Genomic DNA, 25,967 nt, shown 5'->3' with positions numbered 1-25,967 from the left:
ATCATGGCCGAGGCGCTTGCCCCCGCAGAACCCACCAGCACAGAACTCCGCCGGCTCGCGGCGGACACCTTCGGACTCGCCCATCTCCGTGCCGGCCAGCTCGCCGGAATGCGCGCCCTCGTCGCCGGCCGGGACGTCCTCGCCGTGATGCCCACCGGCTACGGCAAGTCCGCCATCTACCAGGTGGCCGCGCTCCAACTGCACCAGGACAGCGCAAGCCGCGGTCCCGCCGTCGTGGTTTCCCCGCTGATCGCCCTGCAGGAGGACCAGCTGGACGGCCTCCTCGAAATCCTCGGCGGGCACGCCGCCGTCGCCATCAACTCCGGCCACAGCGATGCCGAAAACAACGCCGCCTGGGACGCCGCGGCGAGCGGCGACGCCGTCTTCGTGTTCCTCGCCCCCGAACAGCTCGCCAAGGCCGAAACCGTCGACCGCCTCGCGGCCCTGGATATCCCGCTGTTCGTGGTGGACGAGGCCCACTGCGTCTCCTCCTGGGGCCACGACTTCCGCCCCGACTACCTGCGCCTCGGCGAGGTCCGCGCGCAGCTGGGCAACCCGCCCGTCGTCGGCCTGACCGCCACCGCCTCTCCCCCGGTGCGCGAGGAAATCCAGCAGCGCCTGCACATGACGGACCCGTTGGTCCTGGTGCACGGCTTCGACCGGCCCAACATCAGGCTCGAAGTCATCCGCCACCACAAGGACCAGGACAAGCGCCGCGCCGTGACCCGGCAGGTGGCCGAGCTGAAGGGGCCCGGCCTGCTGTACGCCGCCACCCGCAAGGACACCGAGGCCTACGCCGCGGAGCTCACCGCCCTGGGCCTGCGCGCCGAGGCCTACCACGCCGGCCGGAAGCAGGGCGAGCGCGACCGAGTCCACCAGCAGTTCCTCGACGACGAGCTCGACGTGGTGGTGGCCACCACCGCCTTCGGCATGGGCATCGACAAACCCAACGTCCGCTTCGTCATCCACGCCGACATCCCCGACTCGCTGGACAGCTACTACCAGGAGATCGGCCGCTCCGGGCGCGACGGCCAGCCCGCCTCCGCCGTCCTGCACTACCGCTCCGAGGACCTGGGCCTCCGCACGTTCTTCGGCACCCACACGCCGGACAAGGAATCCCTCCTGGCCGTTCTCCAGGCACTGCGCGACGCCGGCGGGCCCGTGAAGCAGAAGGTCCTCGCCGAGCAGACCGGCTTCTCCCCGCGGAAGCTCACCGGACTGCTGAACCAGCTCCAGGAAACCCGGGCCGTCCGCACCGGCAAGCGCGGCATCCGGCTGGACGCGGGCGCCAAACTGCCCGCGGTGGTGGAACGCGCCGTCGAACACGCCGAAGCACGCCAGCGCGTGGACCGCTCCCGCATCGACATGATGCGCGGCTACGCCGAGACCGACGCCTGCCGCCGCCAGTTCCTGCTGGGCTACTTCGGCGAGGACCTCCCCGAGCCCTGCGGCAACTGCGATACCTGCACCGACGGTTCCGCCTACGAGGAGGATTACGACGACGACGCCGCAGCCGCCGCGGGCGGTGACCCCTTCCCGCTCCAGGCCGCCGTCCGCCACAAGGAATGGGGGCCGGGCCTGGTGATGCGGCATGAAGAGGACACGATCACGGTCCTGTTCGAGACGGCGGGCTACAAAACGCTGTCCCGCCAGGCCGTGACGGACGGGAAACTGCTGACCCTCGCGACGTGACCCGTTGTTGACCACGTTCGGTAATGTCAGGTTATGGACAGCGGCACGTTGGTCAACTTCGCCTTGGTTCTCTTTTTTGTGCTGCTGGGCGGCGTCTTTGCCGGCACCGAAATGGCGCTCATTTCCCTCCGGGAAAGCCAGGTGCGCCGGATCGAGAAGGCCGGCAAACGCGGCGCCCGGGCTGCCGCGCTGGCCCGCAACCCCAACCGCTTCCTTTCCACCGTCCAGATCGGCGTGACGCTCTCCGGCTTCTTCTCGGCGGCGTACGGCGCGTCCACCATTTCACCGGACATCGAACCCGTCCTGGAACGCGTGGGGTTCGGCGCCGCGGCCGAGCCGGTGGCCTTTATCGGCATGACGCTGCTGGTGGCGTATCTGTCGCTGGTGCTGGGTGAGCTGGTGCCCAAGAGGCTTGCCATGCAGAGCGCTGTCGGCTTCACCAGGGTCCTGGCCCCGCCGCTGGTGGTCCTGTCCGAAATCATGCGGCCCGTCATCTGGCTGCTGTCCGTTTCCACTGACGCGGTGGTCAAGCTTTTTGGCGGCGACCCGCATGCCAAACGCGAGGGCATCAGCTCCGAGGAACTTTGGGACATGGTGGCGGAGAGCGACCTGCTGGAAGAAAGCAGCCGGCACATCCTGACCGACGTGTTCGGTGCCGGGGACCGCACCCTGCAGGAGGTCATGCGCCCCCGCACCGAAGTGACGTTCATCGACGGCACCATGAGTATCGCCGACGCACGCAGCATGGTCCGGGACGGCCCGTATTCGCGGTTCCCCGTGATCGGCAGGACCCCTGACGACGTCCTGGGCTTCGTCCACATCCGCGACCTGATGCCACGGGATGAACAGCAGGATCAGCACATGGTGAAGGACATTGTCCGCGCGCTCCTCCCCCTGCCGGGTACCAACCGGGTGCTGCCCACACTGTCCCGGATGCGCCGGCTGGGCCACCACATCGCGCTGGTGGTGGACGAATACGGCGGCACGGACGGCATCGTCACGCTGGAGGACCTGGTGGAGGAACTGGTGGGCGAAATCTACGACGAGTACGACACCGGCGCCGACCACGAGGACCGCGTCACCATGGCCAACGGATCCGTCGACGTGGACGGCGGCCTGATCCTGCAGGAATTCGCGGCTGCCACCGGCATCACCCTCCCGGAGGGCCGCTACGAGACAGTGGCCGGGTTCGTCATCTCCCGTCTGGGCCGCCTGCCGGTGGTCGGGGATCGCGTGGAGGTGCCGGGCCAGATGCTGACGGTGCTCGCGATGGACCGGCTCCGCATCGCCCGCATCCGGGTGACGCCGACGGACGGGAAGACAGTTGGGCTGTCCTCGGACTAGTAACCGCTCGCCGTGTGGACGCCGTCAGCCGGCCCCGGACAGGCGGACCGCAGTCAGCTTGTATTCGGGGCACCCCGTGACCTCATCCTCCACTGGGAGGTGAGGCCGTTGACCGCGGCACCAGGGCCCTCAGCTCAACCGCCCGGCGTCGTTCCCGTATGGCCCGCGTGCGACGCGCGCGCAGCCTCGTAGCTGCTGTCAAAAGGCAAAGTGTCCATGTCCAGCAGCGGGTTCTCGTCCTGGGTGGCCACCAGCTCGCGGGCTGCCTCGTCCGAGTCCACGCTTGGCATCGACCCGGGCAGGTGCCGGCGGGCGGATTCCGGCAGGAAGTAGATGGTGACCACGGCGATCGCCGAGGTGGCCATCAGGTAGTAGGCGGGCATCATGTCATTGCCGGTCGCCTGGATGAGGGAGGCAATGATGAACGGGGTGGTGCCGCCGAAGATGGCGACGGCGAAGTTGTAGGCGATGCCCATGGCCCCGTAACGGTGGGCCGTCGGGAACAGCGCCGGCAAAGCAGACGCGAGGTTGGCCACGTAGAACGTGACGGGGAAGGCCACCAGGGCCAGGCCCGCGAGGGTGGCCGGGACAGTTCCCACCGCGATCAGGCTGAACGCGGGGATGGCCAGGACCACGGTGCTGACCGCGCCGATCCACAGCACGGGGCGGCGTCCGATCCTGTCCGAGAGATGGCCGGTGAGCGGGATGCACAGGGACATGACCACCAGGACAGGGATGGTGAGCAGCGTTCCATGGATCTCGTCGTACCCCTTGTTGCTGGTCAGGTACGTCGGCATGTAGGAGGTGAGTGCGTAGCCCACCGTATTGGCGGCCGCCACGAGGATCATGGCCAGCACGATCCTGCGCCAGTAGGTCCTGAAGACTCCTGCCGGGCCCATGGCACCGAGCACCTCCCCCGTCTCAGGGTGCCGGGCTGATTCCTGCTCCGCTTCCAGGGTTGCCTGGAAGACGGGCGATTCCTCGATCTTCATCCGGAAGTAGATCGCCACAATGCCGAGCGGACCGGCGATCAGGAAGGGAATGCGCCAGCCCCAATCCTCCATCTGGTCCTGGCCCAGGGTCAGCTGCAGGACCGAGACCAGCGCCGCTCCCAGGGCAAAGCCCAGGTAACTGCCCATGTCCAGGAAACTGGCGAAGAAGCCGCGGCGCTTGTCCGGGGAATGCTCACACACGAACGTTGTGGCTCCGGAGTACTCGCCGCCGGTGGAGAAGCCCTGCACCAGTTTGGTGACCACCAGCAGGACCGCGGCCCAGATTCCCAGCACCGCGTAGCCCGGGAGGAGGCCGACGGCGAACGTCGCGGCCGCCATCAGCATCAGGGTCATGGCCAGCACCTTCTGGCGGCCAATCTTGTCACCCAGCCAGCCGAAGAAGACGCCGCCCAAAGGCCGGGCAATAAACGTGGCACCGAAGGTTCCGAGGAGGAACAGGTTCTGCACGGCCTTGTCCGCTTCGGGCAGGAACACCGGGCCCATGGTGGTGATCAGATAACCGAACACGCCGACGTCGTACCATTCCATGGTGTTGCCGACGATGGTGCCGCCCAGCGCCTTCCTCAGGGTGGGATGGTGAACGACGTTGACGTCCGTGACGCGGAGGCGGCGCTTTTTCGGGGGCTGAACGGTCATAGCTGAGGCCCTTCCATGAAACGGCCAAACCCAGGTGCCCGGCAAGCGTGCCGAACTGTCGAGAGGAGCCACTGCGGCTCACGTGCGGTGCTCCGACCATTTTCCCACCGCTGCCCGCCCTCCTCAATGACCCGCGCACGTTATCGAGTTGATGCGCGGCTACGCAGAGGATTACGACGACGCCGCACGAGGAGGACACGATCACGGTGCTATTCGAGCAGGAAGGCTGCAAAACGTTGTCAGAGGACCTTGGACAGGAACGCCTTGGTCCGTTCGTGCTGCGGATCGCTGAGGACCTGCCGCGGCGGCCCGGCCTCCACCACCACTCCTTCATCCATGAACACCAGGGTGTCCGCCACCTCGCGGGCAAAGCCCATCTCGTGCGTCACCACGATCATGGTCATGCCGCTCTTGGCCAGCTCCTTCATAACGTCCAGCACCTCGCCCACCAGTTCCGGGTCCAGTGCACTGGTGGGCTCATCGAACAGCATCAGCTTCGGGTCCATGGCCAGGGCCCGGGCGATGGCCACGCGCTGCTGCTGGCCGCCGGACAGGTGCGCCGGGAAGGCATCACCCTTGTCCCCCAGGCCCACGCGCTCCAGCAGTTCCATGGCCCGGGCGGTCGCCTTGGCCTTGGAGATCCCTTTCACCCGCATCGGTGCCAGGGTGATGTTCTCCACCGCGGTCAGGTGCGGAAACAGGTTGAACCGCTGGAACACCATGCCGATTTCCTGGCGCTGGAACGCTGCCTCCTTGAGCTTCAGTTCGTAGAGCTTGTCCCCCTTCTGGCGGTAGCCCACCAGCTGGCCGTCCACCGACAGCCGGCCGCCGTCAACCCGCTCCAGGTGGTTGATGCAGCGCAGGAACGTCGACTTGCCCGAGCCGCTGGGCCCCACGATGCAGAGCACTTCTCCCGGGTCCACCTCCAGGCTGATCCCGCGCAGCACCTTGTTGGTGCCGAAATTCTTGGACACCCGCTCCGCGAGCACCATCGGCGCGTCCGTCATCCTTTTCCTCCAAAGTCATTGCCCAGCGGTCCGCCGGGTACACCGGGGGCGCCGGGACCGCCCGGCACGCCGGAAACCGCCGCCGGTCCCGCCGTCGTGCTTTCCTTGCCGGTCTTGGCCCGTCCGGTTCCGCGCGAGAACCGCTTTTCAATGAAGTGCTGGCCCACCATCAGCACCGAGGTGAAGAGCAGATACCAGAGCGACGCCACAATCAGCAGCGGCACCGGCGTGAACGTCACGGCGGAGATACCGCGGGACACCCCGTAGAGGTCAACGCTCAACGGGATCGCGGCCACCAGCGAGGTGGTCTTGAGCATCGAGATGACCTCGTTGCCGGTAGGCGGAATGATGATCTTCATCGCCTGCGGGACCACCACGTACCGCATGGTCTGCCCCCAGGACATGGCCAGCGCCGTCGACGCCTCCGCCTGCCCCTCGTCCACCGACAGCAGGCCGGCGCGGACGATCTCGGACATGTAGGCGGCCTCATTGAGGGCCAGGCCGATCACCGCGGTGATGAAGAGGTTGGTGAACACCTCGTTCGGGATGGTGACCCACGGGTCCATGAACGGGATGCCCAGCGTGAACACCGGATAGATGAGCGCCACGATGCCCCAGAACACCAGCTGCACGTACACCGGGGTGCCCCGGAAAATCCAGATATACAGCCAGGCGATGCTCTTCAGCACAGGGTTGGGCGAAAGCCGCATGATGGCCAGCAGCAGGCCGATCACGATCGCGCCGATCATCGCATAGATCGTCAGCCACAGCGTGACCCACGCGGCCTGGCTGATCCGGCGGTCGAAGATGTACTTGCCCACGTCCGCCCAGCCATAGTCCGGGCGCTGGGCGGCATCCAGCACAAAGACGGCCAAGCCGATGATGAGGAGCACTGCCACCACGTTCCGCCACGGGTGGCGCAGCGGGATGGCGACGATCGCTTCCGGCGGCGCGCCGTCGTCGTCCACTGCCCTGCCGGCCCGGCGCTTCCTGGCGGGCTCCGCCTCAATCATCCGGCCGGGTTCCGGCTCGCTCATGCCGTATCACCCCTTGGCTGCCACGTTGAGGTCCGCCGCCTTGATGCCGCCGGCTTCCACTCCCCACTTGGACAGGATCTTGGTGTAGGTGCCGTCGTCGATCAGCGCCTGGAGCGCCTTCTGGAGTGCCGGCGTAAATTCGCTGCCCTTGGCCACGGGGATCCCGTACGGCGCCACTTCGAAGGCGTCCCCGGCGGTCTGCAGCTTGTCCTTGGTCTTGGAGATCGCGTAGAGGGTCACGGGCGAATCGGCGCTCATCGCGTCCACCTGTCCCACCACCAAGGCGTTGGTGGCCTGGTCCTGCGCGTCGTACTTGAAGATGGTGATGGCGGGCTTGCCGGCGTCGGTGCAGGCCTTCGACTTGGCGGGCACCTCGTGCGTGTCCTCATACGTGGTTGCCTGCACGGCCACCTTCAGCCCGCAGGCGTTGTTGGGGTCCACGGTCTTGCCCTTGGGCGCGGCCCACTGGATGCCGGCGGAGTAGTAGTTCACAAAATCCACCTGCTTTTCGCGTTCCAGTGTGTCCGTGAAAGAGGACATGCCCATGTCGTCCTTGCCCGCGCGCACGGCCGGAAGGATGTTGTCGAACGTGCCGATGTCGAAGTTGACCTTCAGGCCCATGACCTTGCCCAGGGCGTTGGTGAGGTCCACGGACCATCCTGCCGGGGCACCGTTGTCATCCTTGAACTCGTTGGGCGGGTAGTTGTTGGCCATGCCCACGTTCAGCACGCCGGCCTTCTTGATCTTCTCCGGCAGCATCGCGGCAACGGAATCGTTCTTCTTCACGTCGATGGTGTCAGCGGTGCCGGATGCGCCGCCGGTGGCGGGTGGCGCGCTGTTGTCGACACAGCCGGAGAGCGTGAGCGCGGTGGCTATGGTGAGGACGGGGATGAGGTATCGGGTGCGCATGGCTTCCTTAGCTGTTCAGGGATTTCTGGTAGCTCCCGCAACGCCGCGGGAGAAGTGCACTGTGTACTTGGTGGGAACTCGTTAGTGCGTGGTACCTGACGCTGTTGTTTCAAGGATTTCGCCGGAATGACGGATGTCCCGGAGAATCTCCCCGCCCCGGGCTTTCACCTCGGAAATGCTGGAAACGCCTACTAACGTCATGGTACGCCGGAGTTCATCCGAGAAGATCTCGATGATCCGCCCGACGCCGGGCGAGCCCGCCGCCACCAGCCCGTACAGGTAGGCCCTCCCGATGGAGCAGGCATCGGCACCCAGCGCCAGCGCCTTGAGGATGTCGCTCCCCCGGCGGATGCCCGAGTCCACATAGATCTCCATCGAATCGCCCACCCGCTGGCGGGACTCCTGCAGCACATCCATGGGACTGAGCATGTGGTCCAGCTGGCGGCCGCCGTGGTTGCTGAGCTGGACGGCATCCAGCCCGATCCGTGCGGCCTTGTCGACGTCGGCCGGGTTGACGCAGCCCTTGAGCACGATCTTGCCGTGCCACGCCTGCCGCAGGGCCTCCAGTTCCTTCCAGCCGCTGGTGGCGTCCGAGTGGCCCAGGATGTGCTGCCACATGGACGGGGTGACCACCGAGGTGGCCGCGGCACTGCGCGGATCCAGGTTGGGGAAGCTGATGCCGTCCGCCGCCAGGAAATTGATCCACCACGACGGCCGGCGGGCGATGTCCGCGATGGTGGAGAGCGTCAGCGCCGGCGGCGCGGTGAAGCCGTTCTGCAGGTCCCGTTCCCTGGCACCCAGCGCCCGGGTGTCGACGCCGACAATCAGGGTGGTGAATCCGGCGGCTTCGCAGCGCGCCAGTTTGTCCTTCAGGGCTTGGGCGTCGGAGGTGAGCCCGAAGTTGAACCAACGGTCGAGGGACGGGTGGCTTTCCGCAATGGCTTCCATGGACACGGTGCTCAGCCCGGCCAGCCCGTACGGGATCCCGGCCCGGTCGGCGGCCGCCGCGACGGCCAGCTCCCCCTCGGGATGGAACAGCCGCGTAGCCCCGGTGGGCGTCAGCGTCAGGGGCAGGGCACTGCTCTTTCCCAGCAGCGTGGTGCTGGTATCCGGCCCCGAGACCGGGCCCCAGCTGGGCATGAGCGCCCAGGAATCGAAGACCGCGCGGTTGCGGCGGAGCGTCACCTCGTCTTCGGAACCGCCATCGAGATAATCGAAAATCCCGGCCGGCAGGACTCTCTGTGCTGCTTTCCGGTATTCCTCCACATTAAAAGCGTTGGCCAGCACTCGGCGTCGTCGGGATATCACGGGGGCTTTGACCTGGACGAGCTGCCTGGCTTCGCTAAATTTCAATGACGGCCTTCCCACTGCGTGCGTACGTTGTGGTTCAGCGTACGAAGCGGGACCCCGGGCCACTATGGAGGAAACGACAAATTGCCGGGTTATTTCTTGGCAGCAACTACCAATGCAGGTTTGCTGGCTGGCGGCGCCGGTTCCTACAGCTTGGGGATCAGGACCGGAGTGTTCTTCTTGTACGCCTCGTATTCGGCCTGGCCGCCCCACTTCGAATCGGCCTTCTTCTCCAGGAGCGGTATGCCGCTGGCTTTGATGAGCAGCAGCGCCACAAACACCGGCGAGAGCAGGGCCACCCACTGCCAGCCTTCCAGCACCGGTATGGCGATGAGGAGCACACCGATCCACAGCACAATCTCGCCGAAGTAGTTGGGGTGGCGGGACTTGGACCACAGCCCGGTGGAGATGAACTTGCCCTCATTGGCGGGGTCCGCCTTGAACCGGCCCTTCTGGTTGTCCGCCACGATCTCGATGCCGAAGCCGGCTGCCCACACCACAAAGCCCGCGAGGGCCCACCCGTCCAGCGCCACACGGGTGGCACTGGTGATGGCAATCCAGGCAGCCGCCGCCGTGAGGACCACCCAGAGCCCCTGAATGGTCCAGGTGTTCAGGAAGCGGAGGAACGAGGGCTTGATCTCGTCGAAGCGGTCGTCCTTGCCGTGCCTGCTGACCCGGCGGAACAGGAAGCTTCCCAGCCGCGCGGCCCACGCCACCACCATTGCCGCGAGCAGAAGCCCCCGGGCATCCACGCCCGGGGTGAGCAGGACCAGGAGGAGGGTGATGGAGATGTACGTCAGGGCGCCGGTGAGGTCGTAGAACTTCTCGGTCTGCGCCTTGAAGGCGGGGATGAACGCCAGCCACTGGATGAGGTAGGCAGCCCCGACTCCCACGGCGAACAGGGGGAAACCGCCCAGTGTTGCGCCGGCCTGGCTGCCGGCCACGGCAACCAACGCCCCGATGACCACAACCACCGGGAGACTGATGAGCGCCTTACGGTCCGATTCCTTCATCAAAGCTTCCTTTCAGACGCCGGCACGAAATCCGACAAGAGCACCCGGGAGTCAATCCGCTAGCCAGCCTACTATTCAATCCTGTTTGAACATATAACTTTATTGAGTAGGGTGGATACATGCAAATGCAAGCAGGTGAGGGCCTCGGGGCAACGCCTTACCACCCGGCCGCCGTGGCACTGCAGGGCCTGTTCAGCCTCGCCAACGAAACCGAGCGCGAGCTCGCCCGCGGGATGGGGATCAACCTGACCGACTTCCGCGCCCTGTCGGCGCTCGAACGGTCCGGACCGGTCACGGTGGGCAAGCTCGCCGAGGACCTCGGCGCAACTCCGGCCACCACCACTGCCATCGTGAACCGGCTGGAGAGCCGCGGCTACGTGGCCCGGCACCGCGGCGCGGACGACCGCCGCCAGGTCCAGGTGAGCACCACCCCGGAATCCTCCAAAGGAATCACGGCCCTGATGCGGCCCCTGATGACCGCCACGGACCAGCACCTCAAGGCCCTGCCCGACGCCCAGCAGAGCGCCGTGGCGGATTTCCTCGACGTCGCCCGGCACCTGATGCGTGACCACCTCCGCACACTTTCCGAAAGGGACAGCCAATGAGAGAATTCACCACCCCGCTGCTCGTTGAGCCGTCCGTTCACCGGAACGCGACCGAGCTGCTCATGAAGAGGTACCGGACCTCCCCGGACCACGTCGCCTTCGAGGTGCGCGCCGCCAATGCGGCAATCACGGAACCGTGGCACCGGGTGACCACCCGCCAGTTCGTGGACGAGGTGCGTGCCCTGGCCAAGGGCCTCATCGCCGTCGGACTCCAGCCCGGCGAATCGCTGGCCATCATGTCCCCCACCCGCTACGAGTGGGCGCTGGCCGACATGGCAGCGTGGTTCGCCGGCGCCGTCGTCGTCCCCGTCTACGAGACGTCGGCAGCTCCCCAGGTGACCGCCATCCTCGGCGACGCAGACGTGCGCCTCGCGATTGCCGGCACCGCCGGGCACGCGGCCCTGCTCGAGCATGGATTCGAGCAGGCCGGCGTGCCCGGCCTGGGTGTCTGGACGATGGACGCCCGACCGGGCGCGGACCTGGCTGAGCTCGTGGTCCGCGGCGCCGGGATCTCCGATGCCGCGGTTGAAGAGCGGCGCCTGCTCGCGGACCTCGACTCGGTGGCCACCATCGTCTACACCTCCGGCACCACCGCCGCACCGAAAGGCGCCCTCATTACCCACGGCAATTTCGTGGGCCAGGTGCTGAACGTGGGGGCCGCCTACACGGAAGTGGTCCGCGAAGGCGGGAACACCATCATCTTCCTGCCGATGGCCCATGTGCTGGCCCGCGGACTGCAGCTGATCTGCCTGGCCAACGGCATGCGCATCGCGCACCTGTCCGATCCCCGTGACGTCGTTCCCGCCCTGGGCGTCCTGCGGCCCACGTTCCTGGTGGTGGTCCCCCGCGTTCTGCAGAAGATCAGGGCGTCCGCTGCGGATGCCGCGGCGAAGAAGCACCTGGGCCGCGTGTGGGCTTCGGCGCAGCGCACAGCGGTGGAGTGGGGCCGGTTTGCCGAAGCCCGCGACGCCGGCCCCGGGGCCAAGGCCGCGCCGGGGCTGCGGCTGAAGCATGCCCTGTACGACCGCCTGTTCTATGCCCGGCTGCGGAAGCTGATGGGCGGGCGGCTCGGCTACCTGCTGTCCGGCGCGGCCGCCCTCGACGCCGAACTGTCCCTGTTCTTCCGCGGCCTGTCCCTGCCGGTGATCGAGGGCTACGGCCTCACCGAGACCACCGCTCCGCTGACCGGGAACATGCCCGGGGCGATCCTGTCAGGGTCCGTGGGCGTCCCCATGCCGGGAACCACTGTGCGGATCTCGGACCAGGGCGAGGTGCTGGCCCGCGGCGTGGGCGTCTTTGCCGGCTACCGCAAACCCTCCGACAACACGGACGCCTTCGCGGACGGGTTCTTCCGCACCGGAGACCTCGGCGCGATCGACGGCACGGGCCGGCTTACGCTAACGGGCCGGCTCAAGGACGTCATTGTCACCGCGGGCGGCAAGACCATCTCACCCGCCATCTGGGAAGGCTACGTTGAGGGCGACCCCCTGGTGGCACATGCCGTCATGGTGGGAGAGGGCAAACCATACCTCGGCGGACTCGTGCTGCTGGATCCGGATTCCGTGGCGGCCTGGGCGGCGCGCGAAGGCATCACGGACCTGGCCGGCTTGCGGATACCGGACGACGGCGGCGCGGTCCGGATCGAGGACGCGCGGCTTCTCGCCACGGTCGGCAACGCCGTCAGTGCCGCCAACGCGAAGATCGCGCAGTCCGAGCAGGTGCGCCGCTTCGTGCTGCTGCTCACCGACCTCAGTGAGGCCAACGGTATAGTGACGCCCACCATGAAGCTCAAGCGCACAGCCTTCACCGAACGCACCCGGCACATCGTCGAGACCCTGTACGCCCAGCCAAGGAGCCAAGCATGAACGTCCGAGTCAAGAAGTGGCTGCTCGCCTATGCGGCGGCCGCCGTGGTGTTCGCCGTCATCGACGTTGCCTGGATCCTCACCGTGGCGAACAGGCAGTACGAAAGCCAGATCGGGGACCTGCTGGCGCCCAGCGTCAACCTCGCCGGCGCCGTCGTCTTCTACCTGATCTTTGTCGTGGGTATCGTGCACTACGGCATCCGGCCCAACGATGCCGGCGCCACCATGCGGCAACGGGTGACGGGCGCCGCCCTGTTCGGCTTCTTCACCTACGCAACCTGGGCCCTGACCGCCCTGGCCGTGCTGAAGGACTTCCCCGTCCTGGTGGCCGTGACTGACATCGCCTGGGGTGCCGGGGTGTGCAGCGCCGTCACCTGGCTGACCGTTACCGTGCTCCGGGCCGCCCGTGTCCAGCAACGTGCGTCGTAGTCCCCGACGCCGCAGGTCCGGTGGATAGCTCAGTCATGCCTGGTCACGGCGCAGGGATGTTCCCCGGGGCGCAGAGCCAATCCCAGCCCACCCTCGCGGACGTGGCGCGCTCGGCCGGATCGGAAATCGTCACCGTCGTGGAGATGCCGGCCGATGACCAGCAGGCCGTCGCGGGCTCGGTGCTGTATGACTCGACGGCGGCTCCCGCCACGTTCCCCGGCGCTGTTGCCCTGGCCATCGGCCTCTCGCTGTCCGGAAAGCGCCTGCGGGCCAAGGTCCAGGAGCTCAAGGACGCCGGCTACGTGGCCATCGTCTACAAGACCAACGGCAAAGCGGACACCGCCCTCCGGGCAGCGGCCAGGGACACGGGGATGGCCCTCTTCCGCGCTTCCGACTCCGTGCCGTGGAACCAGCTGGCAGAGATCATGGACGCCGCCGTCATACCCCACCGGCAGTCCGGCCGCACCCTGGTGGACATCCGGCCCGGGGACCTGTTCGACCTCGCCAACACCGTTGCGGCCCAGGCCGGCGGTGCCATTGCGATCGCCGATCCGGACCAGACGATCCTGGCTTATTCCACCCTCCCGGACCAACCCATCGACGAGACGCGGCGGCGCTCTATCCTGCGCCTGCATGTTCCGCATTCCGAGCAAACGGACAAGGACTACCGGCGCGTCCATGCAGCCAGCGACGCACTGGATGTGGCGACGGAGGACCCCCGGCTCCGGCGCACGGCCATTGCCATCAGGGCCGGCGGCGCCGTGCTGGGATCGCTCTGGCTGCTGGAGCGCGCCGACCACCACAACGAGGACGCAAACCGGATCCTGCGTGAAGCCGCCAATGTTGCCGCGCTTCATATCCTGCATAAGCGCACCACCTACGTCTCGAACCTCACGCGCCAGATGGACCTGGTCAAGCCGCTGCTGTTCGAACCCGAGCGCGCCGAACTGGCCGCCATCCGGCTGGGGATTTCGGCGGCATCCATCCGCGTGGCCGCGCTCAGCGTCTGGCCGGCGGACGCCATCGCTGCCGAAACGCTGCAGTCGCGCCTCCGGCTGTTCGACACCATCCGGACCGCCTGCGCCATCCGGCTGCCCTCCGCGGTCTGCGGGCTTTCGGACGGCATCGTGTATATCGTCCTGCCACAGAGCACTGAATCGTCCCTGCAGTTCCAACGCGGCGCGCTCCTCAAGATCGTCCAGAACGCGCGGCGGCTCCTCTCACGCCCCGTCCTGGCCGCGCTGGGCGCCGCGGCCACGATCGACCGGCTCGCGGAGTCCCGGGTCAACGCGGAACTGGTCCTGTCCGAGCTGGTCCGCAACGTCGTCGAGGGACGGATATCCGCCGACTCCGACGACGTGGTGGCCGACGACGACTCCCTCGGCTCCCGCCTGCAGCTGCGCCAGATCGCCTCGTCCTTGACGGCGTCCGGCCAGCTGCCCGGGACCCACGCGCTCCGGATCGCCGGGTACGACGAACGCCATAAGAAATCGTTCGAAGAGACCATCTATGCCTACCTGAGCTGCGGCGGCAACGCGATCGAGGCCGCCAAGGCGCTGGACGTGCACGTCAACACCGTCCGCTACCGCCTGTCCCGGGTGCACGCCCTCTTCGGCATCGACCTGGATGATCCCGAGACGCGCCTGCTCGTGTGGCTGCAGTTGTGGGCGACGCACAACCAGTAGGTCAGGTTTTTCGTGTGGGTTTTTCGTGTGCGTCTTTCGCGTGCGTCCGCAGGATGCCGGGGAGGGGTGGCCCCAGCCTGTGTGCCTCAGCCGGTAGAGTCAGGACCGGCTGTCAGGCGAAATCAGGGGGACAACAAATGGCACAACCGCCGGGCTACGGCCCTCAGTACGGACCGCCACCGCAGCAGTTCCAGCCTCCGCGGAAGAAGGGCAGGCTCGGCTGGGTTCTTGGTGGCATTGGAGTTGCGACCGCGTTTATCATTGCCGTTCTCTTCGCCGGCTGCGCCTCTGTGGCGAGCCTCATCAACAATGGCGGCAGCCATGAGGACAAAGCCCGGGCGATGATGGCCAAGGCCGACAACCTGCCGGAAAGTGACTGGCAACTCGTAGGGCGTTCTGACCCGAAGGTGGAGAGCGGCTGCCTGTCGGTCGATATCGCCTGCGTCCGGCTGAGCGCGACCTGGGCGGTCCCCCACAAGGTTGGCCTGGCGGACGCCGCCTCCCGGCTGGGAATGAAAACCTCCGGGCCGCCCATGGGCCTGTTCAGCGGCTGCCTTGAGGACAAACTGAAGGATGGAAGCACCTCAAGGGTGTGCATCGACCCGGACCCGGATCTGGAAGACACCTGGCAGGTCAGCATCAACCTCACCGCCAAATAGGCGCTTCCCCTCAATCCGTCAGTGTTTCAGGCCCTTCGCGTAGGCGGCCTGCCCCACATGCTGCAAGCAGTCGGCAATCGTGCTGACCAGCCGTACCCCGAGGGTGACCGGCGGATCCCAGCCGGTGTCCACCACGCGGTCGAAATCGTCGTCGCCGAGGGTATGCAGGAAGTCCGCGGTCTGCCGGTGGACGGCGTCGTAGTATTCGAGCAGCAGCGCCGCCGGGGCCTTCACGGAATCGACCTGGGCGCTCGAATGGCCGTAGCCGGTGTCATGCTCGCGCAGCGGCAGCTGGAAGCGCCCCGCAAACCCCTGCGACGTCCACACCTGGTCCAGCCCGGCGGCCGAGGCCACCTGCGCGTCCTCCACCCGGCCGAGGTGCCAGATCAGCCACGCAATGGAGTTCCCGGTACCGGCGGGGCGGCGGGCAAGGACGGCGTCGTCCACCCCGTCAAGGGTTGCTTCCACCGTCTCCCGGATCCGGCCGAAGGCGTCCAGCAGCAATTCGTTGGATTTCATCAGGTCCCCTCGCTGTGTGTCGGTGAGGCCCATGCTTGCACGGAAGGGTCGCCAGGGCATAGGGCCGGGCGGCGCGCGGGATAATGGAGTTATGACCGAACAGGACCAGAGCCGGGATCCGTGGGAAGAGTTCGACAAGCTCCAACCCGCAGCCCCCGACCGCGTTGAGGGGCTGCCCGGCGGACAGCCGATGGGCTTTGGCTTCCGCACCGGCGTGCGCAGCGCCAAGGTGGCCTTCGGCTTCGCCGTGTATGCGCTGGTCCTCGGAACCGTGCTGGTCCTCACCGGCGCCGTCGTGTTCATCAGCCAGGGGCAGTGGCTGCTGCTCGGGCTGATGATGCTGATCGAGGCCGTCTTTGTTTTTGCCTTCAGCCAGCTGGTGCGCCTGGCACGCAACCGTCGCTCAGCCTCGTAGGCGGAAGGACCCCGTCGTCCACGGAGAACAACAGCCGGGCCGTTGCCCCGCCTTGACGGCCTTGCGATACTTCACACATGCCTGCCCTCCCCGCCACCTTCGCTGAAGACGTCATCAACCAGCCAGCCCGCGTCCAGTTCGAGGCGTTCATCAATGAGCACCGCAGCATGCTCAATGCCTGCCTGGACGGGCTGACAGAGGAGCAGGCGCGCCGCTCCCTGGTGCCGTCCCGGACCACGCTGCTGGGCCTGGTGAAGCATGCCACCTTCGTGGAGAAGGTCTGGTTCGATGAGGCCATCACGTGCCGGTCCCGCGCCGAGATAGGCATCCCGGCCACCCCGGATGAATCGTTCATCCTCGATGACCGGGACACCATCGCATCCGTCCGGCGGGCCCACCGCGAAGCGTGGGAAGCATCCGTCCGCGCCACGTCGGTCCTGGAGCTCGACGACGTGCTCCGCGGCAACCGCCGCGGCCCGCTGCCGCTTCGCTGGGTGTACCTGCACATGCTGCGCGAGCTCGCCCAGCACTGCGGGCACGCGGACATCCTGCGCGAGCAAATCCTGCGCGAGCAGCCCGCCGCCGGCTGAGGCCACCAAGGCGGCCATGGGCTAGCGGAACCCCTAGACATGTGACCAATCAGTCACCTATTCTGGAGTTGTGGACGCCGTATTCAAGGCCTTGGCCGACGCCACCCGCCGCGACCTCCTGGACGAACTTTTCCGGAACGACGGGCAGACCCTCCACGCCCTTGAGGCACACTTCGACATGACGCGCTACGGCGTCATGAAGCACCTCAGGATCCTGGAGGAGGCAGGCCTGGTGGTGACCCGCCGGCGTGGCCGCGAGAAACTCCACTTCCTGAATCCGGTACCCATCCGCCTGGTCCACGACCGGTGGGTGAGCAAATATGCCGAGCCATGGGCCGCTGGCCTCAGCGACCTCAAAACCAGATTGGAAAGTCCCATGGAAAAGATCTTCGAAATCTATATCAAGACCACCCCGGAACGGCTCTGGGAGGCCATCACGGACAGCGAGATCCGGAGCAAATACCAGTTCGGGTCCGTCATCACCTCGGACTGGACGCCGGGGTCCCGCTTCGAGATGGGCAACCCCAAATCCGGCGACCTCCTGGGCGAGGGCGAGAACCTGGAAGTGGACCCGCCGCGCCGGCTCGTCCAGAGCATGCGCGCACTCTGGGGCGAGGACGTCAAGGCCGAGGGCACGTCCCGGGTGACGTGGGAGATCGAGCCGGTGGGCGATTCGTGCCGCTTGACGGTCACCCACGACCAGCTCCGCGAGGGTGCCAACGACCAGCTCTTCGGAGGCTGGCCGATGATCCTCTCCGGCCTCAAGACCTGGCTGGAAACCGGCGAGCTCCTCACCACGCCCGGCTCGCTGATGTACACCTGAGGTGATTTGCAGCCGAGGTGATTACCACCTGAGGCGGGTGGCGGCACCCGGGCCGGTGCCGCCGTCGTGCTTCCCCGCGCGCCGCCGCGTTACTGCCCGGGGGCCCGGTACGCCGGTGTCTTCCTGGCTGCGTCGTCGATGTCTTCCGGCGTCATGAGCGGCTTCAGGCGGACGTTCACGCTGCCCGTCGAATTGATCATCAGCGAAAGGGCGGCGGCGTCAGCCGAGCTGGGGACCTCGAACACGCCAAGGACGTCAGTGTCCCCGAAGGCGTAGTAAAAGCTCTCGAGCGATCCTCCTACGGAATCGAGGGCCTGGACCAGCGCCTCACGCCGCTTGGTACCGCCTTCGCGCATGAGCCCCTTGATTCCCTCGCCCACGTAATTCGCTTCAAAAAGATACTTGGTCATGGTCTTTCCTGTCTGGAAGCGGTCCCCGGGGTGGGGCCGTGGGCACAGCGTAGGCTCTCATCCGCGCGCGAACAACGGGTTCCGCAAAGTCCATAGGCGCCGCGCCCACAGACCCACCTCAATGCCCTTCCCTGGGTGGCTTCGTCACTGCCCGGCTGCCGTGGCCCGGCAACGCCGAAATATTCCCGTCAGGGTGGGTCTGGCAGACCCTGCCTCACGCCAAATAAATCAGGTAATTTGAGTGGAGGACACCGGCAAATGGCGCCGCGTTCCTCCCCCTCTCCCTGATAAGGATCCACACCCGTGTCTCCCGCGACCTCCGCTTCCGCACGCGACCGCATGCCCTTCGGCGCGCTGCTGGTGCTGTCGATGATCGGCTTCACCGCCATCACCACCGAACTGCTGCCCTCCGGCCTACTCCCCCAGATCAGCGCCGGCCTCAATGTGTCCGAACCCGTGGCCGGCTATCTCACCGCCGGGTACGCCGCCATCATCGTTGCGACGGTCATCCCGGTGGCCATGCTGCTGGCCCGCATCCCCCGGCACACACTCCTGGTGGCGCTCGTGCTGACCTTCGCCATCAGCAACGCCCTGGTGGGCCTGGTGGCCGACTTCGGCGCAGCCCTTGCCGCCAGGCTGGTGGGCGGCATAGCGCACGGCCTGCTCTGGACCGCGATGGCGCCCTTCGTTGCCCGCATTGTCCCCGCCCACAAGGTAGGCAAGGCGATGGCCATCGTCTTCAGCGGCAACAGCCTGGGCCTCGCCATTGGCGCGCCGCTCGGCACCGCGCTGGGCGGGCTGATTGGCTGGCGCGCATCCTTCCTGCTGCTGGCGGGCACCGGCGTGGTCCTCGCGGGACTTGCCATGTGGCTGCTGCCCGCCGTCCGTCGGCTCCCGGACGCCCCCCGGCCGTCCCTGCGGAAGGCCATTGGCCAGCCCGGCGTGAAATCGGTGGCCATCGCCTGGCCGCTGATGCTCATGGCGCACTTCGCACTGTTCACCTTCATCGCGCCGTTCCTCCGCGAGGCCGGCCTGCCCGACTACAGCATCACCGTCTCCCTCACCGTCCTGGGGTTCTCCGGACTGGTGGGCATCTGGATCGCCGGCATCACGGTGGACATGCGGCCGCGCCGCTCGCTGCTGATTACGACGGCGGTCATCGCCGCCGCGTTCCTCCTCCTTCCGCTGGGCGGGCGAACGGTCCCCGGAGCCCTGGTGCTCATGGGGGTGTGGGGAGCGGCCTTCGGCGCGATCGGCATCTACAATCAGTCCGCCATCCTCCGTGCCGGCAAGGAGTACCGCGAAGCCGCCAACGGCCTCACGGTGCTGACCATCCAGCTGGGCATCACCATCGGCGCGCTGTACGGCGCGGCCGCCCTCACCACGGCCGGACCGCTGTTGGTGCCCGTTGCGGCTGCGGTGCCGGTCGTCGCCGCGCTGGTCATCATGGTGACCGGACGCAGGCACGCCTACCCGCCCGGCCCGAAGGAAGCCGGGTACGTTGCGCCTGTTGCAGCGTCGACAGAGGCACCTGCCGTGGCATCGCACGCCTAGGGGTGCGGCACCGCCACAGGACGGTGCCGCACGTGGTGAGCCCCGGCGTCGGGCATTAGCCCGGCGGGAGCGGCGCCGGGCTGGTGCCGGCGTGGGCAGCGTCCGTTCAGGCCGGCGCTGCCCCGATCTGCTGCATGAGGCTCAGCGTGTCGGAGGATCCCCAGTGTTCGGCCACCTTCCCGTCATCGATCCGGATGATGTCGGTGTTGCTGAATTGCACGCTTTTGCCGCTTGCCGGAATACCCAGGAACTCCCCCTTGTGCGTTCCGGACATCACAACGTGGGAGGCCTCCAGGTTGCCGTCGGCGAATGCCGGTTCCAGTTTGACGCTGAGGTCCGGGAACGCCGTGCGGATGACGTTGGTGTAGAACTTCACGCCGTCCTTTCCGTCCGGCTGCCCGGGCATCGGTTCCACATGGTCCTGAATGTCGTCCAGCACGAATTCATCGATCAGGGCAAGGTTTCCGCCCACCAGCACTTCTTCGTAGAACCGCCTGAGGAGTCCAGTTCCCTCGGCCATTTTCGGCTCCTTTGTTCGGATGAGACCAGTCAAGAATCCCCCGGTCCATGGCCGCCCACGCTCTGGCGGAGACGGCAGGTTACATCCCCATCCCGCCTGCCACCGCGGGTGTGAGGGCAACCCCGAGCGCAATCACGGCGAGCGCCACCGCAACAGAGCGGTTGGCCAACCGTTTCCAGGGCAGCATCTTCTCGGCGGCGATGAAGGCACCGATCACCGCCATCCAGCCGATGCTCATCACCCCGAGGGCGAAAAGGGCAACCATCAGCGCCCAGCAGCACGCGACGCACCAGACCCCGTGCTCCACGCCCATCACCAGCGCGCCCCGGTAGCCGGGCCGCATGCGGTGCAGGATGAAGTCCAAGGGCGTCCGGCATTTCATCAGGCTGACGTTCTTGGCGGGCGTCAACTGATATACGGCCGCCAGCAGGATCACCCCCGCTGCCAGGTAGCGGCCGCCTTGGTCCGCACCGAAAAGCCCGGGAGCCAGCGCCGTAACGGACATGTACAGCGAGTAGGCCACCAGACCGAAGGCGGTCCATGCCAGCAGGTAGCCTGCCACGAACACCGCTGTTGCCCCGGCAGGCGCGTACCGCCCCGTTGTTCTCCGGTGCCGCTGGATCCGGTCATAGGCCACCACCATGGGCGCCACTGACGGGAACATCATGGCCGCCAGCATCACCACCCATGTGGCGACGAAGAACCCCAGCGGCCCCGGGTCCGTCCAGCGGCCCATGTCCATCCCGTTCAGCTGGGTTGAGGTAAAGATCCAGCTGGCCGCTGCCAGGACCAGCAAGGCGGCGACAAGCCCGGCCTCCCGGGGGTCGGTCCGGGAGCCCGCACCGGCGTATGCCCGAGGGTGGGCATGCGCCGATGCGGGCATGCCCGCTTTCCTGAACGGCTTCCGGTGATACATCGGCCGGCCCTAGCCGCGGCCCTTGGGAGCGCCCTCGGCCATTTCACTGGCAAAGGTGAAGTCGGACGTCTCGCCGTACACGCCGTCGAACTCCATGCCAAAACGTTCCGGATGCCCTGGCCCCTTGCCGATCCGGAACTCCGGGGCAAAGCCGAACATCGCGTTCTTCACGGTGGTCACGCCGCCGTCGGGCCCGGGCAACGGCTCGAAAGTGACCACTACGCGGCCCGCCACCGAGCCGGACGGAGTCTCCCCGTCAGAGAACGAGACACCCGCGCGTTCCAGCCCCAGCCATTCGCCGTACAGCGCAGCCAGATCACCGAACGGCCCGCCGGCCTGGCCTCGGAGAATCCGCTCCAAGGCGTCCACCTGGGCATCTGAAGCGCCGTCGTCGACGACGGCCCCTACTTTCCAGCCACCTGCGGCCAGGTGGGTGGGGAACCAGTTGAAGAACGCGAAGTCGACGCCGGACAGGTCCGTTTCATCCATTGCCCCGGTCGCGATGTGGAAAACGTTGAGGCCGCGGCACTGGCCGTCCGGGCCTGTGGGTACGCCGTCCACCGGGCACGGGCAGATCAACGAGCAAGTGCAGTTGCCAACGTATTTTCCGGAAATTTCCCAAGACATGGGACCCTCCTCGCTGGCGCCGGCGCCAAGCAGAAGCGGCCCAGAGTCAGCGCCGAAAATGATGAGAAACGGGGTGGAAGACCCCGTTAAGGCAGACAGTATTCCCGCGCAATCCGGGTGTCAATATGGCGTGGGAACAAGGAACGAGGATGCTGATGGTGGCCCCTCGGAGGCCAATTTGTCGCTCGTTTCGGAGCTTATTTTGGGCTGCGCCCCACAGTTCATTTCCGTTCGCGCCACAGCAGTGTCACGCCGAAGGCCACCGCGCCCAGCACCAGCATGGTGAGCACCATCAGGCCCCAGTTGGCCTGGTTCACGCCGGTGCCGTAGAAGATGCCGATCATCACCGTTGCCGTGATGGCGCCCAGGTACCGACAGGTCTGGAAGATGCCGGCGGCCACCCCGCGCTCCTGCGGCTGGGTGGAGATGTACATGCCTTGGCTGGACGCGATGCTCACCACGCTCCACGGAATGCCCATCAGCGCGGTAAGCGCCAGCACCAGCGGGATGGCGAAAGAGGCTGTCAACAGCCACATGGCTGCCGCGGCAACCACCAGGAACAGCACCCCGGCAATCAGCACCCGCCGCACCCGGAAACGATCGATCGCACGGACCGCGAACGGCGTCGCGATCACGGACATCGCTGCCAGCGGCAGCATCAGGAGACCCACGACGCCGGGATCGTAACCGCCCGCTTCCTGCAGCAGCTGGGGCAGGCCGAAGAAAGCGAAATAGTAGATGCCGTTGAACACCGCGAAGCCCAGGTAAACCAGGAGCAGCGGCCGGTTCCGTCCGAGCAGGCGCAGGTCCAGGAACGGCGGGCTGAACTTCAATTCGCGCCAGACGAAGAGGGCTGCCAGCACCGTGCCGCCGGCCAGCAGCCACCAGCGCGCGTCCGGCAGGACGTTCAGGAGCGCCATCATGACCAGCGTCAGGGATCCCACGAAGCCCAGGATGCCGGGGATGTCGGAGTCGCGCAGCAGTTCGGAGGCGCTGCCGCGTTCCCGGTCCTCGTCCACCGGGGCGAATTTCCGGACGATGAGGAGCGCCGCGAGGGACAGCGGGACGTTGATCAGGAACAGCGCCTGCCAGCCCACCAGGCTAACCAGCAGCCCGCCCACTACGGGTCCGACGGCCGCCGCGGAGGTGTTGGCCATCTGGATCCGGCCCAGCGGCCGGGTGGACTTCACGTTGGCGGCCCGGTCCAGTGCCCCGACAATGACGACGGCGCTCGGGTACGCTGTGGCCGTGCCCAGGGCCATGAGTGCCCGGGCAACGCAGAGCAGGGCGAAGTTGGGAGCGAACGGAGCCAGCGCGCAGGTGACCGCGACGAGGATCATTCCAAAGCTGAACAGGCGCCGCGGCCCGAAGCGGTCCGCCAGCCGTCCCATCAGCGGCTGGCCCGCCGCCGAGGTGAGGTAGAAGGCGGTGATCACCCAGGTGACCGTGGCGACGTCGAGCCCGAAATCCGCGCGCAGCACCACCAGGGCGACGGCGATCATGGACGAATTCAGCGGGTTCAGCGAGGTGCCCAGGCTGAGGCCGGCAACGGCGAGGGCTGTCCGGGGTTTGTTGCTCACGGAAACAGTCTTGCCTATGTCGGCGCAGGAGTCCGAACTTGGTTACGGTGTGCCGGTGCGGCCAGGTTGCGCCTCCCCCAACTGGGTCGCAGTTAACGTCGTCAAAAGCGCTTTTGACGACGTTAACTGCCAGCTAGTTGGGCCCCTGCTTCGCGCCCTTCGCGACGGTGAAAAGAAACGTCGAGTCCTCTTCGGCTTCCAGGCTGTGCAGGCCGTCCGGAACGATCAACAGGTCGCCGGGCTTCCCCTCCCACGAGTTCTCGCCGGCGCGCAGGCGGAGGCTGCCCTGGAGCACAAAGACCGTGGCATCGCCCGGGTTCTGGTGTTCGCTCAGCTGTGTGCCGGCCTTGAGTGCCATGACGGTCTGGCGGAGCACCTTCTCGTGGCCGCCGTAGACGGTGTCCGCAGCACGCCCGTTGTTTGCTGCAAGCGCCGCGGCGAGCTGCTGCCGGGCCAGGGCCTCGATCGATATCTTCTGCATGAGGCCACGGTACCCATCAGGACTCCCGGGCGATATAGGCCGGTGGTCCTGCATCCGGGACAGCGCGGGTCGAGGAGAGCGCGAACGGACATTTGAGGCCCGCGGCTACGAGACCGCGTCCGCCCCGTCCCACCACTGGAGCACCCGGGTGCCGAAGAAGGTCAGCCATTTCGACGGCTCGCCGGGGCCCACGTCGACCTCGAACCACACCCGTCCCGGGTGGCGGCGCTCCTGCAGCCACGTGCCGTCAGGGCGGCGGGCGGCTCTGATCACCTCGATCGCGTCGAACAGTCGCCGATCGGGCCGGACACCGTCGTGGAGTGCGGCGTCCCGGAAGTAGTCCACAGCGTTGAGCGCGCTGTAGAACGAGCGGAAGGGGTACGCAAAATGCGTCACCCACGGCGCCACAAACTCGCCGGTGGAGAGGGTGCGGAGAAGCCGGCGCTGCAACAGGTACTCCTCGCCGGCCCGGCGGGCGGCGCTCAGCCCGTCACTTCCGCCGGTGGCCGCCTCGTAGTACAGCAGCCCCTTCAGGGAGTTGAGCGTGGAAGGAATGACGAACGGGTGGAGCCTTCCACCCACTCGCAGTTCCAGCCGCCGTCGGCCATTTGGTGGTCCAGGAACCATTGGGCGATTCCGGCGACGTCCGCACCGAGCCACGCCCCGTTGGCAAGAGTGTAGGCGTTGATGCAGCAGTCCACCTCGCCACCCCAATAGGGCAGGTTGTCGTACTCCCAGCGGCTGTTGACGGCGAGGAGCTCGGCTGTGCCGGCGAGGGCGGCCGCAGCGAGGCCCCAGTCGCGGAGAGTGTTGAGGGTCCACGTCGTTGCGGTCCACGGCTGACCCGCATCAGGAGCCGCCTCGGGGCCATGGAAGTCGAAATCGCGCGGGAAAAAGGCTCCGCCGGCCCACTGGCCGTCGGGATCCTGCAGCGCAAGCAGCCGGGCCGCGAACCCTTCCGTCGCAAGCCGCATCCGGGTGGCGCTCCACACTTCACGCGGGGCGCGCGCAAGGTCACGCTCCACCTGCCAGCGCAGCGCCGGGTCGGAGTCGAGCAGCCAGTCGAGCAGGGTAGGATCCACAGCCATCGTCGGCAGGCTACCACGGCATTGCTCCGGCGGGCCGGATTGCGGCTGACCGCACCGGCGGGCTGATTCGGCAGGCTAGCCTAGGGCGTGTGTGGCCGAACCATCCGGATCACGGGGAGCTCCTCCCACTCCGGCGGAAGCAATTTGCGTTCACCGTCGGGCCGAAAGCCGTGTTTGAGGTAGAAGGCCCGGGCCCGGGGATTGTCCTCGAGCACCCAGAGGTACGCCGGTGCATCGCCGACGGCGGCGTGCAGCAGCGCGGCGCCAAGGCCGCTGCCGTACGTGCGTCGGAGGATGTAGATCGCATACACCTCCAGCTGTTCGGGCCCGTCCGCGTCGAGGCCGGGGCCCGCGTCTGCCAGCCCTACCACTTCATTGCTGTCGTCCAGGGCAATGAGCCGCGGGTCAGGGGCCGCCAGGAATTGTCGGCGCTGCTCAACCCGCTCGGGAATACTCGCCCTGCGGGCCCGGAAGAATTCCGGTGATAACTGGCGCCCGTAGCACTCTTCGTGGGCCAGGGTGTGCATACGTACCACGGCTTCGGCATCCTCGGGAGTGGCCTGGCGGATGTGGTAGTCCATCATTTCAGCCTAACTCCGTGCCTGCCTTCGTTTCGCTGTTCGTCGAGCTTCTTCCGGTCCTGCCGAACGCCCAGCAGGTAGCAGATGACGAGAAAGATTCCGATTCCCCCGAAAATACAGGTCAGGACGGTGCCGACTCCCCTCAAAAACACGCCGTCGCTTTCATACCCCAGCACTGTTGCGTGGCCCGGGTCGGACTCGCGGTAGGCCACCGTAACCTCTTCGCCCACTACCGGGTGCTGTTCATAGTCCACCGCGATCCACTCATAGTGGAGCGAACCGCCGGATGACTGGAACTCCACTTTCATCCTGCGATCGGAAGCCTTCGACCTGTCGTGGAATTCCGTGATCGTTCCAGGAACCTGTTCGCCGGTCCGCACCAAGTCCTCGTCGGCATTGATCTGGAGCGTGCCGACCACCATTAGAACCGGGCCGAGGCAGAGGACCAGCGCGGTCACCACCAGGCTCCCCATCCCCCACGGCTTCAGTTTTGACTTACGGTTCACGGTTACGTTCGGTGAGGTCACGCCCCCATTCTGCCCCACGGCTCACCTGCCGCCAGCCGGGCGGTTTGGTGCGGGACAGGAATAAAACTCACGACGGCGACGCCACTGCCCGGT

Annotated in this window: 26 protein-coding genes and 1 pseudogene; 11 read left to right on the top strand and 16 right to left on the bottom strand. The window is 66.9% G+C overall.

The features are described 5' to 3' along the window. Positions 1-3 precede the first annotated feature (3 nt). Both ACFVWT_RS13745 and ACFVWT_RS13740 read left to right on the top strand, forming a co-directional pair. Positions 4-1,692, top strand: a complete 1,689-nt coding sequence (locus ACFVWT_RS13745; protein WP_390248596.1) for a RecQ family ATP-dependent DNA helicase — start codon at positions 4-6, stop codon at positions 1,690-1,692. 33 nt (positions 1,693-1,725) lie between these two features. Further along, positions 1,726-3,036 carry a hemolysin family protein gene (locus ACFVWT_RS13740; RefSeq protein ID WP_390248594.1) on the top strand — a complete coding sequence of 437 codons (1,311 nt, stop codon included), beginning with the start codon at positions 1,726-1,728 and terminating at the stop codon, positions 3,034-3,036. A 134-nt stretch (positions 3,037-3,170) separates the two neighbouring features. On the opposite strand, the gene ACFVWT_RS13735 is transcribed toward ACFVWT_RS13740, so the two are convergent. The 6 genes from ACFVWT_RS13735 to ACFVWT_RS13710 form a co-directional block, all read right to left on the bottom strand. Further along, positions 3,171-4,685 carry an MFS transporter gene (locus ACFVWT_RS13735; protein WP_390248592.1) on the bottom strand — a complete coding sequence of 505 codons (1,515 nt, stop codon included), beginning with the start codon at positions 4,683-4,685 and terminating at the stop codon, positions 3,171-3,173. 239 nt (positions 4,686-4,924) lie between these two features. Further along, positions 4,925-5,692 carry an amino acid ABC transporter ATP-binding protein gene (locus tag ACFVWT_RS13730; protein ID WP_390248590.1) on the bottom strand — a complete coding sequence of 256 codons (768 nt, stop codon included), beginning with the start codon at positions 5,690-5,692 and terminating at the stop codon, positions 4,925-4,927. Beyond that, the gene (locus ACFVWT_RS13725) at positions 5,689-6,729 is read right to left on the bottom strand and encodes an amino acid ABC transporter permease (RefSeq protein ID WP_390248588.1); all 1,041 of its coding nucleotides are present in this window, start codon (positions 6,727-6,729) and stop codon (positions 5,689-5,691) included. Before ACFVWT_RS13725 ends, ACFVWT_RS13730 begins: the two co-directional genes overlap by 4 nt. A 6-nt stretch (positions 6,730-6,735) precedes the next feature. Beyond that, entirely contained in the window at positions 6,736-7,638 is a 903-nt protein-coding gene (locus ACFVWT_RS13720; protein WP_390248586.1) for an ABC transporter substrate-binding protein, read from the bottom strand. 81 nt (positions 7,639-7,719) lie between these two features. Continuing rightward, a complete protein-coding gene (locus tag ACFVWT_RS13715) occupies positions 7,720-8,991 on the bottom strand; it encodes an alpha-hydroxy acid oxidase (protein ID WP_390248584.1) in 1,272 nt (423 codons plus the stop codon). Between the two features lie 143 nt (positions 8,992-9,134). Next, the gene (locus ACFVWT_RS13710) at positions 9,135-10,001 is read right to left on the bottom strand and encodes a DUF1295 domain-containing protein (protein ID WP_390248582.1); all 867 of its coding nucleotides are present in this window, start codon (positions 9,999-10,001) and stop codon (positions 9,135-9,137) included. A gap of 119 nt (positions 10,002-10,120) precedes the next feature. Here ACFVWT_RS13710 and ACFVWT_RS13705 point away from each other — a divergent pair, with 119 nt between their 5' ends. The 5 genes from ACFVWT_RS13705 to ACFVWT_RS13685 all read left to right on the top strand — a co-directional run bounded on the left by ACFVWT_RS13705 (position 10,121) and on the right by ACFVWT_RS13685 (position 15,243). Continuing rightward, the gene (locus ACFVWT_RS13705) at positions 10,121-10,606 is read left to right on the top strand and encodes a MarR family winged helix-turn-helix transcriptional regulator (RefSeq protein ID WP_390248580.1); all 486 of its coding nucleotides are present in this window, start codon (positions 10,121-10,123) and stop codon (positions 10,604-10,606) included. Further along, a complete protein-coding gene (locus ACFVWT_RS13700) occupies positions 10,603-12,471 on the top strand; it encodes an AMP-dependent synthetase/ligase (RefSeq protein WP_390248578.1) in 1,869 nt (622 codons plus the stop codon). The genes ACFVWT_RS13705 and ACFVWT_RS13700 overlap by 4 nt, the downstream gene beginning before the upstream one ends. Then, a complete protein-coding gene (locus ACFVWT_RS13695; RefSeq protein ID WP_390248576.1) occupies positions 12,468-12,899 on the top strand; it encodes a DUF2177 family protein in 432 nt (143 codons plus the stop codon). The genes ACFVWT_RS13700 and ACFVWT_RS13695 overlap by 4 nt, the downstream gene beginning before the upstream one ends. A 35-nt stretch (positions 12,900-12,934) precedes the next feature. Continuing rightward, a complete protein-coding gene (locus tag ACFVWT_RS13690) occupies positions 12,935-14,584 on the top strand; it encodes a PucR family transcriptional regulator (RefSeq protein ID WP_390248574.1) in 1,650 nt (549 codons plus the stop codon). 137 nt (positions 14,585-14,721) lie between these two features. Beyond that, positions 14,722-15,243, top strand: coding sequence for a hypothetical protein (locus tag ACFVWT_RS13685; RefSeq protein ID WP_390248572.1), 522 nt, complete (start codon positions 14,722-14,724; stop codon positions 15,241-15,243). Positions 15,244-15,261: 18 nt separating this feature from the next. On the opposite strand, the gene ACFVWT_RS13680 is transcribed toward ACFVWT_RS13685, so the two are convergent. Beyond that, positions 15,262-15,762, bottom strand: coding sequence for a DUF664 domain-containing protein (locus ACFVWT_RS13680; protein ID WP_390248570.1), 501 nt, complete (start codon positions 15,760-15,762; stop codon positions 15,262-15,264). A gap of 91 nt (positions 15,763-15,853) precedes the next feature. Between ACFVWT_RS13680 and ACFVWT_RS13675 the strand changes: the two genes are divergently transcribed. The 3 genes from ACFVWT_RS13675 to ACFVWT_RS13665 all read left to right on the top strand — a co-directional run bounded on the left by ACFVWT_RS13675 (position 15,854) and on the right by ACFVWT_RS13665 (position 17,590). Continuing rightward, positions 15,854-16,177 (top strand): hypothetical protein, encoded by a 324-nt coding sequence (locus tag ACFVWT_RS13675; RefSeq protein WP_390248568.1) that lies wholly within the window; start codon positions 15,854-15,856, stop codon positions 16,175-16,177. Positions 16,178-16,254: 77 nt separating this feature from the next. Next, a complete protein-coding gene (locus tag ACFVWT_RS13670) occupies positions 16,255-16,767 on the top strand; it encodes a DinB family protein (RefSeq protein WP_390248566.1) in 513 nt (170 codons plus the stop codon). 70 nt (positions 16,768-16,837) lie between these two features. Beyond that, a complete protein-coding gene (locus ACFVWT_RS13665; RefSeq protein WP_390248564.1) occupies positions 16,838-17,590 on the top strand; it encodes an ArsR/SmtB family transcription factor in 753 nt (250 codons plus the stop codon). An 89-nt stretch (positions 17,591-17,679) separates the two neighbouring features. On the opposite strand, the gene ACFVWT_RS13660 is transcribed toward ACFVWT_RS13665, so the two are convergent. Continuing rightward, entirely contained in the window at positions 17,680-18,000 is a 321-nt protein-coding gene (locus ACFVWT_RS13660; protein WP_390248562.1) for a GYD domain-containing protein, read from the bottom strand. 303 nt (positions 18,001-18,303) lie between these two features. Between ACFVWT_RS13660 and ACFVWT_RS13655 the strand changes: the two genes are divergently transcribed. After that, positions 18,304-19,554, top strand: a complete 1,251-nt coding sequence (locus ACFVWT_RS13655; RefSeq protein WP_390248560.1) for an MFS transporter — start codon at positions 18,304-18,306, stop codon at positions 19,552-19,554. Between the two features lie 106 nt (positions 19,555-19,660). Here the strand turns inward: ACFVWT_RS13655 and ACFVWT_RS13650 are convergent, their stop codons facing one another. The 8 genes and pseudogenes from ACFVWT_RS13650 to ACFVWT_RS13615 all read right to left on the bottom strand — a co-directional run bounded on the left by ACFVWT_RS13650 (position 19,661) and on the right by ACFVWT_RS13615 (position 25,874). Then, entirely contained in the window at positions 19,661-20,074 is a 414-nt protein-coding gene (locus ACFVWT_RS13650) for an ester cyclase (protein WP_390248558.1), read from the bottom strand. A 79-nt stretch (positions 20,075-20,153) separates the two neighbouring features. Beyond that, complete coding sequence (locus ACFVWT_RS13645; protein WP_390248556.1) at positions 20,154-20,957, bottom strand: DUF2182 domain-containing protein; 804 nt, start codon at positions 20,955-20,957, stop codon at positions 20,154-20,156. Between the two features lie 42 nt (positions 20,958-20,999). Further along, a complete protein-coding gene (locus ACFVWT_RS13640; protein WP_390248554.1) occupies positions 21,000-21,617 on the bottom strand; it encodes a DUF1326 domain-containing protein in 618 nt (205 codons plus the stop codon). Positions 21,618-21,838: 221 nt separating this feature from the next. Then, the gene (locus tag ACFVWT_RS13635; RefSeq protein WP_390248552.1) at positions 21,839-23,197 is read right to left on the bottom strand and encodes an MFS transporter; all 1,359 of its coding nucleotides are present in this window, start codon (positions 23,195-23,197) and stop codon (positions 21,839-21,841) included. Between the two features lie 133 nt (positions 23,198-23,330). Further along, a complete protein-coding gene (locus ACFVWT_RS13630; protein WP_390248550.1) occupies positions 23,331-23,678 on the bottom strand; it encodes a cupin domain-containing protein in 348 nt (115 codons plus the stop codon). Between the two features lie 105 nt (positions 23,679-23,783). Continuing rightward, positions 23,784-24,766, bottom strand: a pseudogene (locus ACFVWT_RS13625) (squalene cyclase). 80 nt (positions 24,767-24,846) lie between these two features. Continuing rightward, on the bottom strand, positions 24,847-25,347 hold the full coding sequence (locus ACFVWT_RS13620; protein WP_390248548.1) for a GNAT family N-acetyltransferase: 501 nt from the start codon (positions 25,345-25,347) through the stop codon (positions 24,847-24,849). Further along, positions 25,347-25,874, bottom strand: a complete 528-nt coding sequence (locus tag ACFVWT_RS13615; protein WP_390248546.1) for a DUF3592 domain-containing protein — start codon at positions 25,872-25,874, stop codon at positions 25,347-25,349. The genes ACFVWT_RS13620 and ACFVWT_RS13615 overlap by 1 nt, the downstream gene beginning before the upstream one ends. Positions 25,875-25,967: the final 93 nt, after the last annotated feature.

This window comes from Arthrobacter sp. NPDC058288 (assembly GCF_042880995.1).
Lineage (GTDB): Bacteria > Actinomycetota > Actinomycetes > Actinomycetales > Micrococcaceae > Arthrobacter.
Note: the sequence above shows the minus strand (reverse complement) of the source record. Positions and strands in the feature narration are given on the sequence as shown.